This window comes from Streptomyces sp. NPDC040405, assembly GCF_055595765.1.
The window spans coordinates 117,324-132,792 of record NZ_JBVIVI010000008.1; the positions used below are offsets into that span (position 1 = coordinate 117,324).

Below are 15,469 nucleotides of genomic sequence, written 5' to 3' on the forward strand. Positions count from 1 at the left end.
GCTCTCCCAGGGGCTGCGCACCACCGTCGCCACCCACACGACCACCGCCGGCCGGACCGTCAGCCCGTCGGTGACCGCGCCGGTGAAGGGCGGCCTGACCGACGCCAACACCGACACCCTCGCCGGGACCGTCCCGGTCGCGGGGGAGAACACCGCCCTGGGCCAGGCCACCGGAATCACCGGCTTCCGCCGGGAAATCCTCAAGTTCGGGACGCCGGCATCGGAGAACACCGAGGGCGAGCCCGACGACAGCGGAGTGCTCGGCCACACCCTCAGCGCCCACACCGTGCTGGAGGTCAGCGGCCCGAACGGCACCCGCTGGGTCACCGGCAACCTGGTACTGCGCCCCACCCTGGAGGACGTCCTCGGCCTCGGCATCACACCGGCCCGCCCGTCCCCGGCGGTCTACGACGCCCCGGCCGTCCTCGCCGAGCAGGGCATCGACGACTGGCGGGCGCAGCGCCCCGAGACGATCGGCTACCGGCTCGCCGAAGGCTTCGTCGGCGAGGACGCGCGGCCGCAGGTGTGGCTGGACGCGGGCGAGGTCACGGCCGACACCCGGCGGACGCTGATCGCCGTACGCCGGGCGCTGCTGGACGGTGTCGGGTCCGACGAAGCTCTGAACACCCGGGGGGTCACCCTCCCCACCGACATCCGGCTAGCCCTGGAAGGGGCGGCCCGCGCCGCCGACGCCGCACAGCGGCCCGTCGAACTCGTCCTGCGCACCCTCGGCGGCCCGGTCCACCTGCCCTTCACCCCCGGCCCGCTGCACGGCTGGGCCTCCGAGATGCCGGTGCCGTCGATCGGCGTGACCGAGCCGGTGCCGGAGGCCGTGGTGACGCCCCCGAACGAGCCGGCGCCGGACCGTACGGCGGCCACCAGGCTGACCACCCCCGTCATGGCCCGTCCGGTGCTGACCCGCCGCCAGCTGGAAGGGGTGGCGGACCGTCTGGCGAGCACCATTCCGGCCGGGGTGATGTCGGCACAGCGGTGCCTGCGGCTGGCGGAGTCCCTGCGGGACGCGGTGCACCCGGGCGGGGTGCGCAGCGCGGGCACGGTCGACGACTCGGTGACCCTCGCGGGCCCGGACGCGGCGGCGACGGGCCTGGTGGCCGGGCCGGGCTGGCGTCCGGTGCGGTCGTGGCACGAGGTGGCGCGCGCGGTGGCAGACGCCGGGCGGGGCGCGCTGGCGATCGTGCTGGCGCTGCGCCAGGGCGTTGAGCCGGGGCATGTGTGGGCCGCGTACAACATGGGCGGGCAGAACGCCCGTGTGGTGGCGCTGGACCCGTCGGCCCGCCCGGGCCGCCGGGTGTCGGCGGCCCCGCCGAACATGGCGGCCCTTGAGGCCCGGGTCATGGTGATCGACCGGGCGGGGCGGGTCCTGGAGACCGCGCTGCCCGGCTTCACGGAGTCCGCCTCCCTGGGCCACGCGCTGGTCGACCGGCCCGTCGAGCGCGAATACGGCGCCATCGGGCTGGAGGTCGAGGACCGTCACATCCTCTCCATCAGGAGGCCGGAAGGGCCGACGACGCTGGCCACCGGCCCCGGCGTCCGGTTCGTCATGGAGCCCCGGGGGTTCTGGCGTGACCCCGCCACCGGGCAGTTCCACATGACACGGCCCCAGGTGGCGCCGGGAGCGCCCGCTCCGGAGGACTACTTCTTCGGGCGGATCTTCGCCGACCCGACGGCCACGCCCGCCGGGGTGCCGGTCCAGTCCCCGGAGCAGGCGCTGGCTCAGATCCGGTCGCTCCGGCACGACCGGGACGACCAACACCCCGACGGCCTCGTACCGCTCACGGACCTGCTGGCGGACCTCGCCGGCTGGGAGATGACCGACGCCGGCCGGCGGATGAAGGTCGCCGCCGACCTTCCGGACCACCCCGGGCAGCTCGTCCTCACGGAGAAGCGCACGCCGAAGCTCCTGGCCACCAGCCTCGGCATCGACCTCTACACGGACGTCATGCAGTTCTGGCAGGACCCCGCCACCGGACTCGTCACGGAGTCGAAGCCCGAGGTGGCACCGGGAGCGCCGCAGCCCGTCAAGAGGTTCCACTACATCGTGGAGTTCGTCGTCGACCCGATGGCCGCGCTCCCAGGAGAGGACCGGCACTCCGCGGAGGAGGGGCTGGCCGCGCTCGAACTGGTCCGGGACAGGCTGGACATCACGGACCGGACCGGCGTCCCCACACCGCTGTCGGACCTTCTGGCGGGCCTCGAGGGGTGGGAGGTCACCGAGCTCGGCCGGCGGACCGTCGTCGCCCCCCACCTGCCGGATCACGACCACCGCGCGTACACGCAGCTCACCGCGGGCTTAGCCACTATCGGTTACCGACAGCTCCAGGAGCTCGCGGTGGAGCGGCTGGCGAACGACGCGTACCTTCCGCTGCTCACCACCGGAAGGACTTTCGGGCAGCTGATCGCCACGTATTACCTGGGTGGCGTCATGGGCGGCGGCGCCTCGTCGGACTACTACCCGTTCCTTCCGTTCCTCTCGGCCATCCCGGAGGTCGACGAGGTCTGGGGGTACGCGGGGCAGCTCTTCGGCCATGTCGTCGCGAGGCCGGCCAGTGCGATGTGGCCATCGGGACGGGAGCCGCTGGTCAAGAACCTGCTGTCGGTGGCGGGCCGGCATCCGTTCGACCGCGACCTGCGGGCCCTGCGGCCCGGCACCTCAGAATTCCTCGACCATCGTTACCACGAGATCAGCCAGATCTTCTCCCAGCAGCTCACCGCTGTCCTGACGCACTATCAGGGCCTGTTCGGACAGGAGATCGACCAGAGGGCTTTCGACGCCACGCGCGATGACGCCCCCACCCCCCGCGAGCACCTGACCGCCACCCTGACGGGGCGCACGTCCTCCGGGGACACCGTCGGCCAGTACCAGACCGTCGGCATGGAGGACTACGGGGCCCTGGACACCGACGAGGGCCGGCTGTCGGTCCCCCTGCTCCTGTCCGAGCTGCGGCACTTCGGCTTCGGTCACCCGTTCATGACCAGGGAGGAGATACGGCGAGCCGTCGCCATCCTGTCGGAGACAAGCCGGAAGGCCTATGAGCGGGCGGTGAAGCACGCGGCTCCGCTCCCGCCCGACGTGCTGCGACTCGCCGTCATGAGCATCAAGAACAATCAGGTGGTCAGGGCGTTCGTCCCCTTCCTGGTGCTGGCCCAGAGGGGTGTGCCCCAGGCCGACGGCCGGGCCGCGGAGCTGCTGTCGGTGTTCCAGGTCCAGGCCGCCGGCGAGGCGCTGGGCGCCTACGCCCTGGGAACCCCGCTGCCGGGCGACACACGGCGTCTGCTGCTGGAGACCGTTCGCAGGGCGGCCGGAATCTTCCCCCAGGTGCCCGCGGAGGCGCGGGCGCAGGTCCGTCAGATCCTCGACGGTGTGGAGCAGGCGCTGGGCGTCCTCGCCGACCCCGCCCAGCTGCCCCCGGTGGTGTCCATGGCGCCGGTGGTCGACGCGGCGGACGGCACCCGGGTGCCGGTGGACCAGGTGGAGAGGGTCAAGCACCGGGACCCGCAGGGGAAGCCGGTGGCCTTCTCCTCCCGTCCGGCCCGCGACCGCGACGGGCGGGAGGACTTCTACGGCCTGCTGCCCCAATTGCGTCAGTTCACGTTCCTGCTCCCGTCCCAGGCGTACCAGGGACCGACCGGGATGGTGGTTCCGGAGAGCGACCCGATGGGGCTGCCCTTCGACAAGGCGTATCTCGTGGACATCGGCGGCAACGGCGCGCTGGCCGAACTCGGGATGCGGGACGGTTCCGGCAAGGAGTTCGCATACGCCCGGGTCGTTGACTACCTCTACGCCGCCGACCCCGATCTGATCGCCCTGGACGCGGAAACGCCGGTCCTCCTGACGGGTGCGGATGTGGCGGGGCCGCCGCCGCACGATCCGCTGGAGCGGCCGATCGCGGGCGAGGCGGTGGCCAACTGGGTGGGGGAGCTGTGGACCACGGGCACTGGGCGTCGGCCGGAGATCGTCCCCGGTGACGGCCGTTCCGGACCGCGGTTCCGGCTGGCCGAGGGCGATTGGTGGGTGGGGTTCCGTCCCAAGCCGACGTCCGCGGAGCTCGCCCGGCTGGCCGAGCGGGTGACGGGCGACCGGAGGCGCGCCGGGGACGTGCTGCGCTGGGTGCGGGCGATCCGCCTGATCTACGGGCCGATGCTGGAGGACGACACCGCGGCGTTCGAGGCGTTGCTGCACGGATTCCGGGTGCTGGACGAGGCGCGGGCGGTGCGCGGCGACCGTTCCCCGCTGACGTGGCGGGGTCTGCGGCACGAGGCGGGGGCGTACTTCGCCGCGACCGGGGCCGAGCCGCTGCCGCTCGATCTCGCGCTGCCGCTTGTCCTGCTCTCGGCAGCCAATTCGCTCGGGACGGCCCTGCGGCTGCCCAGGCTCGACCTGAGCCAGCGCTTCGCCCCCGTGCGGGCCTGGGAGCAGGCCGGCGCCCCGTACGGGGCGCCGGTGGCGGCCCCGGGTTTCGCGGTGTCCGCCCAGGCCCCGGCGGTTCGACGACGCGGGGCTTCGTGAGCCCCGAACCGGCCCTCTTCGCCGACGCCACACCCCCCGCGGCCACGCCGCAGGGCGCCACGACGGCCGCGCCCACGGCCCCGTATGACGCGGAGGCGCACTTCGACCGGATCCTGCGGGATTTCTTCGGGCAGCAGCCGGCGCCGACGGGGGCGCGAGAGGCGTTGCGGCGGCTGAACGCGCTACGAGCGGGCGTCCCCGCGCTGCGCGGCGGGCCGATGGACCTGGACGCGGTGGCCCGGCATGTGCTCATGCTGGCCGAGAACGCGCCGGTGACCTGGGACGACCGTGGTGATCTGTTGCGGGTGGCGATGGACCCGGCCATGGAGAACGCCCCCGGCCTGAGGCGGCTTTCCGCCTTCTACCTGAAGCTCAAGGGTGCGCTGTCCAACGAGTTCCGCTTCACCACGGCGAACGGTGTGCGGGGTGTCAACTGGACGGACCTGGACCTGAAGACGAGCACCATCGACACGGACAACGCCCATCGTTTCGTCCGACAGTCCGACGGCACGTTCGCCGTCGTGGGGCAGCCGGAGCCCGCCGGGTGGCGATCCGGGCCCCATGCCCCGGCACCGTACATGGTGGTGGCCGACGGGCAAATGGACGTGGTCAGGGTGCCGGGCCGGAACGGTTTCCAGCGCGCGGCGCCGAAGGACGTCGTGTTCGAGCTGCTGGCCCTCGACGAGGTGCTGAGCGGTCTGCCGAGCGACGCTCACGCGCTGATGGTGATTCCCCACCTGACCGCCGTGAGCCTCGAGCCGGTGCGCGTCGGTGCCGAACTGCTCGGTCGGCCGGTGTGGGCATCGAGCGGGCCGACACTCCTGCTGTCCCTGAGCGTGTTCCCCTGGATGGGGATCGGCCTCGACGTGTCCGAGGACGAGATGTTTCCGGCGGACTGGCTGCTCACCGATCCGGGCATGGCGCGCCGGGACGACGACGGAAGCGAGGAGTGGGAGCAGCGGGTGCTCTCCTTCCCGGTCATCGGCCCGGACCACCGGTCGATCGGGCACCTGTCCTTCGCCCTGTCCGAGGGGTTCACTTTCTGGCGGAAGAGCATGCTCACGGCGCTGGACCTGCCGGCGATGACGCACTTCGTCCATCTGGACCCGGCGACCAACGAGGCCAGTCCGCCGCAGCCGCTGCCTTGGGTGGAGGCGGGGGAGCCCATGCCGTACTTCGAGGTCAAGCACGGAGACCCAGGCGTGTCCTATTGGGCCCTGAACGATGGTGAGCGGCTGACCACCAGCGGTTCACGGACGTCCGGTGCCCTGAGGCGGCGGCGGAGCCTGGACCGGCTGCCCAAGGAACACCCCGTCGCGCGGATCACGTGCCACAGCGCGGCACTCCCGGGTATCCGGTCGACGGGGATCTACGGCCCACCACCGTTTGTCCCCGACCCGCTGGCCGTTGTTTCCGAAGCCCAGCAACACGCCAACGACGAGCGCCGGGTGCGGTACGGCTTCCAGAGCCTGACGAGTCCGCGTACCTCAAGGCACAACGGCGACTTCATCGGTGCGTTCACCGATCCCCGGGGCCGCGTCCACCGCCCGGTGGCGGTGGTGCCGGAGCCGGAGCCCGCCGAACTGGACTCCCTGGCCCGCGATGCCGGGATGTACACCGGGCCGGACCCGGTGCCGGAGGAGGTCCAGGACCGGGCGCGGCGCCTGGTGCGGCTGCTGCGCCGGGCGACCGACCCCCGGATCGGGACGTCGGCGGAGTTCGCCGAGCTGTGGCGGGGGATCGGCGCGCTGGATGTGATGCTGCGCAACGATCCCGAGCTGGCCGGTCTCCCCCTGTTCACCGTGGAGCTGCTCACGCGTGTGGTGTCGGCGTATCAGGCGCGGCAGTCTGTCGGTTCGCAGCTCACCGGACCGCACGCCGTGGCGGCCGTGCTGAGGCGCGCTGGGGAGCGGCGGGCGCAGGACCCGCGACTGCCACTCACCGATTTCGTCGGGCTGCCGGTGGTCGTGGAAGTGGCGGCCATGGTGGCGGGGCCCGACTTCGACAACCTCACCGTCAGTGCCCTTCAGCTGTCGGGTACGGATCAGGTGGGCGACGCGGAGCGGTCGCGGATGCTGTGGGCCGAGGTCGCCGTCCGGGAACTGCTGTACGGGATCAGGCAGGAGGACCCGCGACACGCCCAACAGCGAGTCGACTCGGCCGGCGCCAGGATGCTCCACCTGAGCGCCCCCGATCCGGCGCGGCGCATGGAACTGTTCCAACTGCTGAGGCGGGCGGCGGCCTTCGGCCGTGACCTGGGCAATCCGGCGGACGTGGGCGCACTCCACCTCCAGTCCCGCGGCGCGTTGAAAAACGCCACGCTCCTGCCCGCCACGGGCGGCGCGGGGATCGGCCGTGACTACGGCGCCAACCGGATCGGCCCCATCGATTTCGACGGCACCAAGGTGACCTTGCTGCGCCGTGCGGCCAACGGGTCGCTCGTACCCGATTCCACGGTCAAGGCGCCCTGGTACAACCCGAACACGTCGCACTTCCCGGTGCCCTGGCTGTTCCGGGCCGACCAGCAGGGTGGCATGGCCGTCATCGATACCCCGGTGTCGCACGCCGAGATCGGCGAGTTGATCTACCGCGACCCGGCGCTGACCCACTACCGCGAGAATGTCCACGTCATCCTGCTCGTGGAGGGGGCCCGGCCCCGTCCCGGCGAGTCCGTCGTGGACAGCATGCCGGGCCAGGGAGCCCTGCTGTCGGGCCGGCGCATCTGGTCCGCGTTCGGCAAGCCGACGCTCTACACCGACCCGCGGACGGGGAAGACCACGGTCGCCCTGGAGCCGGACGCTTCCGGCAGGCCGCGGCCCATCACCGACCTCGGGCTGGTGCGCCCGCGTGACATCCGGGGGAGCTTCGGTGCCCCCGCACCCGCCACGCCCCAGGTCCACACCGTCGCGGGGCCGTAGATGCCGTGCCCATCGCGCCCCCGACTCTCGCCGCCACCGGGCGCGTGCCCCGCACGACGTGGCCGAGAGCCCGCGGAGGCCGTGTCCGTGGTGGTGGCAACCTCAAAACCTCCTCAGTTGCCGGACGGGAGGCTGCCCGCGCATGTGATGATGCCGGTGCCCGGTCTCCTCGATCGCCTGTCCGAGGGCGGGAATTGGTGTTCCTCGATTCCTCCGCCCCGGTGGCCCGACTCCTACCGGTGAGCGAGTTGCGCGTGAGCCGGGCGGAATGCGCACGACGCGCCCCGGGGAATCGAGCGGGCACAGCGGGCAACCCCGCGGGGTGCGCGCACATCATCGACCATGCCGAGCAATTCCACATGCCGAGCAATTCCAGCAGTGAGCCAGTCGGCCCAGTAAGCGAGGACAGCATGAGCGACAACGGCGCTTCCGCCGCGGTCACCCCATCCGAATCGGCCGAGCCGTCGACCGGCTTCGCGGAGTTCGAACCGGCCGCCGGAGTCCCGGCACCCGGGACGTCCCCCGACGGCGCGGTGCCCGGGGCGGCCGAGGACACCGAAGTACCGGAGCCGCCGGACGAGTTCGTCAAGGCCGCCAAGCTGGCGCCGAACCACTGGCTCTACCTGACCGACCCCGCGTGGAAGGGCGATGGCCCGCCACCGGACTGGGCCGTGGTGGGACAGTGGCGCTCCGACGACGACGGCGAGATCGTGGAGTGGCAGGACAACGAGAACTACCAGCCCTCCCCGGAAGCGCTCGGCTGGCCCGAGCCCGAGGACGACGTGGACGCCGCCATCCAGCTCGCCACCACCGGCTACGGTCCGGCCGAGGACGTCACCGCCGCACTCGCCAAGGCCGAGGTCGCGGTGCTCGTCACGGCCAACGGCGAACCGGTGAGCGCGTCGGCGCCCGATGGCACGGCGGTGGTCCCCATCTACACCTCGCCCCGCTATCTGCACGCGGCCGGACGCCTGGGGTTCGAACGGGTGCGGGTGCCCGCGTTCCTGGAGCGGCTTCCGGAGGGCCACAGCCTCTGCATCAACAGCTCCGCCCCCGTCAGCATGGTGATGACCACGGACGGCCTGGCGGACATCATGGCCGCCGCGGCCGAGGCGCCCACGGAGGAGGCCGGGGCCGAGGAGTCCGAGGTCGAGTGGCCGACGATGGCGACCCGCGACCAGCGCGCCACCGACGTACAACTGCCGGACCACGAGTGGAAAGCCTAGTTCTGCGGCCCATCGCTGGACAGGGACCCCTGTTTGTCATATTCACTGCCTACAGCCCAAGTGTCCTGGCGTGAAAGGGCACTTCAACCCATGGCACGACGACCAGATGGCATCGGCATGGGCGAGATCGCCCGCCGGTGCACTGCCCCGGCCGAGCCGGAGTGCGAAGGAGAGACGACGTGACCCGTTCCGGCGGTGGCCGGCCGCGCTGGTTCGGCGGCCGTGGCAAGGCGGGACACGGTGACCAGCAGGCCGCCGCGGCCGCCCCCGCCCCTGCCCCCGCCTCGCTGGGCGCCCACGGGGCCGATGTCCCCGGGGCGGAGCCGGACGAGGTGATGCTCGCCGAGGAGTACGGCGCGCTGATCCTCCTGCGCTCCGCCCTGGACACCACGATCAGCCAGACCCATGTGGACGAACTGGTCGATGTGCTGGGCACCGAGGCGGGCATCGCCACCGTCGTGACCGGCACGGCGCCCGCCTCCGGCGCCTCCGTGGAGGAGTTCTGGCGGCGCCTGGGCGAGGTGTTCGACTCGCTGCGCGAGGCGGGCACCGGCACCGTACGGCTCGTCATGTCCGGCGCGGGGGAGGAGCGGCCGGACCGCCCGTCCGTGGCCCGGCGGGTCGCCGACGCGTGGGAGCTGGAGGTGATTGCCCCGGACGGCGACGTCCAGATGGTCCCCGGCGGCTCGCTCTTCGTCCAGCCCGCTCCGCCGCACCGCCGGGGCTGGTGGAGTTTCTCCCCGGGCGTACAGCCGGTCGCCCTGGGCACCCGTCAGCCCGCCCCCGCCTGGCAGCCCGGGGTCGAGCAGGTGCCCGCGCACACCGACAGCGGCTGTGTCATCGAACAGATCCCGGCGGGGCTGCTGGCCCGCTCCCCGCACGCGACCGCCCCCCAGCGCGGCGACCTGTGCTACTCGGTGCCCGTCGACCCCCGTGGCCCCACCGTGCTGGTCGGCGTCCCGGAGGGCGGGGACGTCTCGGCCTCCGACGTCGGCGAGGTGCTGTCGGCCCTGCCGCACGCGCTGTGGTCCAGGATCCGGCTCGCCCCCGGCAGTCCCCGCGACATCCTGCGCACGGGGCAGTTGGCCGCCGAAATGCTCGACACCGAGATCGTGGTCTACACGGGCCTGCCGCTGCTCGCCCCCAGCGCCCCCACGGAGCGCGGCGTGGCCCGCGCCGTACTCGTCGGCGCCGACGGCAACACGCGGTGGCGGCCCTTCGTGGACGCCGTGGTGTGCGCCCCCTCCACGGGGGACGACCCCGCCCCGAGCCCGCGCCTGCTGCGCTGGAGCCCGCCGCTGCCGGGCCCCGGCAACGTCGAGCACGGCATCGTCCGGCTCTCCGACCGCTGGCAGGCCACGGTGACCCGGGCGGGTCTGTGGATCACCGAACGCGACGGCCAGGCGCCCGCCGCCTCGACCCGCGCGGTGGACGCCGAGGGCCCGGCCATCGAAGTCGGCCGCCCCGGCGAAGAGCTGGACCCGTCGCTGTGGCCCGAACTCACCCGGCTGTTCGCAAGACTGGGGGCCGATGTACGCAGCCGTGCGCGGCTGTACGTACACGGCACGGCCACGGACGGCGGCCGCGAATTGCGCGCGATCGCGGCGCGCCACGGTGTCCGAACCCTCCGCTTCAGCCCCCGCCCGGCCCTGGCCCCCGCCCCCCGCCCGACATCGAGCGCCACCCCACCCCCGGTAGCCCACCCCACCACGGGCGCCCACCCAACTCCCGCCCCCCGAACACCAGTCGGCGGGCCCGCGCTCCCCGGCCCGACCACCGCGGCCGCTACGCCCGGCTCGACCACCGCGGCCGCCGTGTCCGGTCCGGCGGCCGCCGCGGCAACGGGCTCGGCCGCCGCCGCGGGCTCAGCGCCCGGTACGCGCCCGAGCCGCACAACGCCCCCACTGCCCGGCAGCCGCCCGGCTCCCGGCAGCGGCCCGGTTCCCGGCAGGGGCCCAGCACCGGCCCCGGGCCACGGCCCCACCACCCGCCCGACAGGCGGTACGCCTCCTCGCCCGATTGGTGACGGGCCGTCGGACCCCGACTCCGGTCCGGTGGGCAGCCTGCCTTCCCTGCCCGGCGCGCGGCCGGATCCCGGTGCGCCATCGGCGCCTGGCGTCGGCCCGCGACCTGGAACGCACCCGGGCCCTGGCCCGAGCCCGGCTGGCGGCATGCTGCCGCCTCCTGACTCCCATCCGATTGGTGACGGGCCGCGGCCCCCCGCCCCCCGTCCGATCGGCAGCAAGCCTCCCGCGCCCGGCGCGCGGCCGGATCCCGGTTCGCCGTCGGTGCCCGGCACCGACCCGCACCCCAACTCCGCCCCGCGCCCAGCAGGCGGCACGCCCCCTGGCCCCCGTCCGATCGGCAGCAAGCCCCCCGCGCTCGGCGCGCGGCCGGAACCCGGCACTGACCCGCAACCGAACCCTGCCCCGCGCCCGGCTGGCGGTACGCCTCCGCCTCCCGGCCCTCGTCCGACGGGTGGCGGGCCGACGACCCCTGCCTCCCGTCCGGTCGGCAGCAAGCCTCCCGCGCCCGGTTCGCCGTCGGTGCCCGGCACTGACCCGCACCCGAACCCCGCCCCGCGCCCGGCAGGGGGCACACCTCCGCCCCCCGGCCCCGGCCCGTCCGGAGACGTACCGCTGTCCCTCGGCGGGCCGTCGGCTCGTGGCGATCGCCCGGTGCCGGGCAGACCGTTGCCGCCCGGTGTGGACCTGAGTCCGGGCGCGCGGTTAGGGCCCGGGCCGTGGTCCGCACGCGGCTCGTCTCCATCAGCTGGCGGGTCCTCGGAGCCGGGAGTGCCTCGGGATCCGCGCCCCGGTCCGGAAGGGCCCGCTCCGGCCTCCGGGCCCGGCACGACTTCGCCACATGGCGACGTACCGCAGGCCCCCAGCGCGTCACCGGCCCCCGGGACGCGCCAGACGGATGGTGAGCGGCCCACAACCGGTCCGGCTCCGACATCCGGCACAGGACCGGAGCCCAGCCGGTCTCCGTCCCCAGGTGCGAAACCGGCGTCGGGCCCGCGGTTCGGTGCCGACTCCTGGGCCGCGGCCGGTTCGTTCCCGGTGCCCGACACATCGTCGGCGCCCGACGCGGCCCCGTCGTCCGATGGCGACGCGGAGTCCGGTACACCGTCCAGTGGCAAACCAACGACACCCCACACGCCGCCGGAGCCTGCCGAGGAGGCCGTGTACGTGCCGCCGCCACCTCCGGCGCGGCCGCCGATGATGAGCGTGTCCTCGGGCTCGGGGGACCCGGACGAGAAGAGGCCCGAGCCCACGGAGACGGAGTCCGCCACCGACCCCGAGGAGACCGCCGAACCGACCGCTCCGCAACAGCCCGCCGAGCCCGAGTCCGACCCGAAGCCAGACCCGGTACCGGCGCCACCGGCGCCACCGCGGCGGGTGGCGGCTCCGTTGCCACCGGTGCCGTTTCAGCCCGGACACGTCAGCACCGAGGCCGAACGCAACGCGTTCCGGGCGCTCGCGGAGAAGGTGTGGGACCGGCACGGGACCGCCGTGGCCCGTATGCTCACCCGGATGCCCGCCCTGCGCGGGCAGGAGCAGGAGGCGGCGCGCGCTGACCTGATCGCGCTGCATCTGTATCTGCACGCCTCCGAAGGCGCGCTCCGCCACGACGAGTTGGCCCGCGCGCTCCGCCGTGGCGACAAGCCGCTGCTGCCGTACGCCGCCTGCCTCGCCTCGGGGCTGCGTCGGCTGCCCTCGTACCGCGGTGTGGCGCTCCGCGGCGCCGGGACGGAGGGCGTCGACGAGGGGCTGGCGCCCGGGGACCTGCTGCGGGATCCGGCGCCGGTGTGCGCGCTGCCGCTCGCGCCTGGCACGCCGCGCCCGCGCGGTGCGCAGTACGCCATCTCCTCGGTCACCGGGCGCCGGGTGCGCCAGCTGACCGACCGGCCCGGAGCGGGTGCCGCCCGGGACGAGGTGGTGTTCCCGCCGGGCACTCTGCTGCGGGTGCTCGATGTACGTGAGGAGGGCGACGCGCCGCTGATCCTGTTGCGCGAGGTCCCTCTCACCACGCCGAACGCACAGCCCGAGCCCGGCACCGGGGAGCTCGACTCCGCGGACCGCGCGGCGCTCGACCGGATGGACGAGGCGCTGCGCGGCCACTCGGTGGCGCCGGGCCCGTCTCGCTGGCCCGAGTTGTGCGACGGCCCATTCGGACAGACCGCGAACCGGCCGGTGTCCGACTGAACCAGGCACTACTGAAACGGAGACTTGATGCCACAAAAGGACAACGAGGGCCACTCCGGCCCCACGGTGCGGCGTACCGTCACCATGCCTGGAACGATCGCCGAACCGGATTCCGCGCTGCGTCCCAAGTCGGGTCGCAAGGAGGCGGAGGAATCCGGGGCGGAGGAGTCCGAGGCGACATCCGCGCCCGTCAGCGGGCCGACGGTGAAGACGACGCCGAGCACCGCAGCCGCAGCCACACCGGACGAGTCCTCGACTGCGTCCACCGACGAGGCGTCCACCGACACGTCGTCCGCGGACACGTCGTCCGCCGACAAGGCCACGGACACCTCGTCCTCGGCTCGCAAGAGCGACGACCAGCGCGAAGGCAACGTCGGCTCCCTGATCGCCACCGAGGGTGGAAACCCTCCGAGCGCATCCAAGGGTGACGGCGCGTCGGACGACGGGGACGAGCCGCCGTCAGGCCGCCCGACCAAGGCCCTGCTGGCCGCGGCGGGCATCGGTGGCGCGCTGCTCATCGCCATACCGTTCCTGGTCGCCGGTACCAACGACAAGGACGACAGCGAACCCACGGCGATGGCCCGCCAGACGTCGGCCCACCCCATGCCGACCAACGACGAGGACGGCGCCCCCGGGGTCTACGCCCCGAAGTCGCCGTCGGGCGACAAGCCGAGCTCCAAGGCCAAGGCCAAGGCGAAATCCACGTCCAGGGCCCCCGAGAGCCCGGCCAAGCCGAGCCAGAGCCCCAAGAAGGAGGTGCAGGAGCCGGCCCACTCCGTCCCCAAGAAGGGCATAAAGGCGTCGCCGAAGCGGGCCGTGGCCCCGGTCGACTACTCCAACAAGAAGAACGTCCTGCTCAAGAACGCGGTCACCGGCAGGTGCGTCGACATCCCTTACTACGGTAAGGGCAAGGTGGACGGTCCGCTCCAGCAGTACGACTGCGACGGCACGGACGCCGACAATCAGATCTGGAACTTCGAGGTCCGGTACAAGGGCAAGGGCCCTGGCTCCGCCAACCTCTTCCAGATCCGCAACGGCAAGGACGGCTTCTGTATGGACCTGCCGTATTACGGCGGTGCCGACCACGGCCAGGAGGTCACGGAGTTCCACTGCGACGGCACCACGAAGGACAACCAGTTGTGGTGGCTGGAGAAGCGGGGCGACAAGAAGTTCTGGATCCACAACTACGCGAGCAACCAGCAGTGCCTGGCGATCAAGGGCGCCAGGGGTACCACTGACCCCGCCGCCAAGCTGGCGATCGGGCCGTGCAGGTCGAACGCGAACCACGAGTGGACGTTCTGAGGACGGCCACCCGCAGGCACCACCGGGCCCCCTCCACCTCACGGCGGAGGGGGCCCGCACCTTCCCGGACACCGGCTCATCGCCGCGCACCAGTCGGCGTTGTGGCGGCGGCCCGGACCATGTGCTGCTTCGGCGTCGGCACGAATGCGGATCATCGTCCGTCCCGGGCCGGTGGTCGAATGACTATCCGGTGTGTACGGGACGGCCGAGCCTGGCGGCGGCGTCCCGTGTCATCCGGCGCACTACCTCCCCGGCGGGCAGGATCTTCTGGACCAGGCCCACGCCCTCTCCGACGATCGTGTTCGCGACGTCGAAGTCCTGCTCCGAGAGACCGGCCTCGAACTCCGCGGCGGCCTCGGTGAGACGGGCGCTGAGCTCCGACTCCCGCCCGTGCCACTGGTCGACGAACCGGTTGCGCAACAGGCGGCTGTCGTACTCGGCGGGCCAGTGGTGTTGGCGGACGATGTCGTAGACGCTGGTTCGCACGGTGTCGTCGCCGCCGGCCGCCATCGCGCGGGCGTGGGCACGAGCCGGGACCACCGCTTCCTCCGTGGCCCAGAACCGGGTTCCGACGAGCACACCGTCCGCGCCGAGGGTGAGTGCGGCGGCGAGTCCGCGACCGTCCGTCACCCCTCCGGCGCCCAGCAGGAGCGTGTCGGGGGAGCGGTCGGCGATCAGGTCCGCGATGTCGGGTACGAGGGTGAACGTCGACCGCGTGCCCACTCCGTGGCCACCGGCCTCGCCGCCCTGCGCGACGACGACGTCCGCTCCGGCGTCGAGGGCCTGGCGGGCCTGGTCGAGGGTGTGGACCTGGCACAGCAGCGGTACGGCGGCGGCGCGGATCCGGTCGGCGAACGGAGCCGGGTCGCCGAAGGACAGCATCACGGCGGCGGGCTGGTGCTCCAGGGCGATGTCGAGCAGTTCGGGACGGCGGGTCAGGCTCCAGGTGATGAAGCCGCATCCCACGCGGGTGTCGGCCGCGGCGGCGAACTCGCGTTTCAGCCACTCCCTGTCGCCGTAGCCACCGCCGATGAGGCCGAGTCCGCCCGCGGCGGTCACCGCGGTGGCGAGCCGGGCTCCGGACACGACATCCATGGGGGCGAGTACGACAGGGTGCTCGATTCCTAAGGCGTGGGTGAGGCGCGTTGTCAGCAAGGCGAATTCCCTTCGTCCGGTCGACCCGCCCGGCAGGCTGCGCGTCGGGCGGTACGGCGTCAGGCGCGTGGATCCGGGGGCCAGGCGCCTGCGGTCGGTTGGCGGGCGGCCGTTGTCAGCGGCCGGGGACAG

6 protein-coding genes (1 of these 6 running past the window's edge) are annotated in these 15,469 nt (G+C 73.2%); 5 read left to right on the plus strand and 1 reads right to left on the minus strand.

Annotation, left to right across the window (positions count from 1 at the left end; genetic code table 11):
- The 5 genes from ACZ59A_RS29605 to ACZ59A_RS29625 form a co-directional block, all read left to right on the plus strand.
- Nucleotides 1-4,528 carry the 3' portion of a lonely Cys domain-containing protein gene (locus ACZ59A_RS29605; protein ID WP_470964647.1) on the plus strand. 43,271 nt of this gene lie to the left of the window's left edge, so only the last 4,528 of its 47,799 coding nucleotides appear in the window; the start codon falls outside the window, past its left edge; it ends in the stop codon at nucleotides 4,526-4,528.
- The gene (locus tag ACZ59A_RS29610) at nucleotides 4,525-7,446 is read left to right on the plus strand and encodes a lonely Cys domain-containing protein (RefSeq protein ID WP_470964650.1); all 2,922 of its coding nucleotides are present in this window, start codon (nucleotides 4,525-4,527) and stop codon (nucleotides 7,444-7,446) included. Before ACZ59A_RS29605 ends, ACZ59A_RS29610 begins: the two co-directional genes overlap by 4 nt.
- 533 nt (nucleotides 7,447-7,979) lie before the next feature.
- A complete protein-coding gene (locus ACZ59A_RS29615) occupies nucleotides 7,980-8,672 on the plus strand; it encodes a type VII secretion system-associated protein (protein ID WP_470965553.1) in 693 nt (230 codons plus the stop codon).
- Nucleotides 8,673-8,851: 179 nt separating this feature from the next.
- The gene (locus tag ACZ59A_RS29620; protein ID WP_470964652.1) at nucleotides 8,852-12,880 is read left to right on the plus strand and encodes a hypothetical protein; all 4,029 of its coding nucleotides are present in this window, start codon (nucleotides 8,852-8,854) and stop codon (nucleotides 12,878-12,880) included.
- A gap of 27 nt (nucleotides 12,881-12,907) precedes the next feature.
- The gene (locus ACZ59A_RS29625) at nucleotides 12,908-14,182 is read left to right on the plus strand and encodes an RICIN domain-containing protein (protein ID WP_470964655.1); all 1,275 of its coding nucleotides are present in this window, start codon (nucleotides 12,908-12,910) and stop codon (nucleotides 14,180-14,182) included.
- 183 nt (nucleotides 14,183-14,365) lie between these two features.
- Here the strand turns inward: ACZ59A_RS29625 and ACZ59A_RS29630 are convergent, their stop codons facing one another.
- A complete protein-coding gene (locus ACZ59A_RS29630; RefSeq protein ID WP_470964658.1) occupies nucleotides 14,366-15,337 on the minus strand; it encodes an NAD(P)H-dependent flavin oxidoreductase in 972 nt (323 codons plus the stop codon).
- Nucleotides 15,338-15,469: the final 132 nt, after the last annotated feature.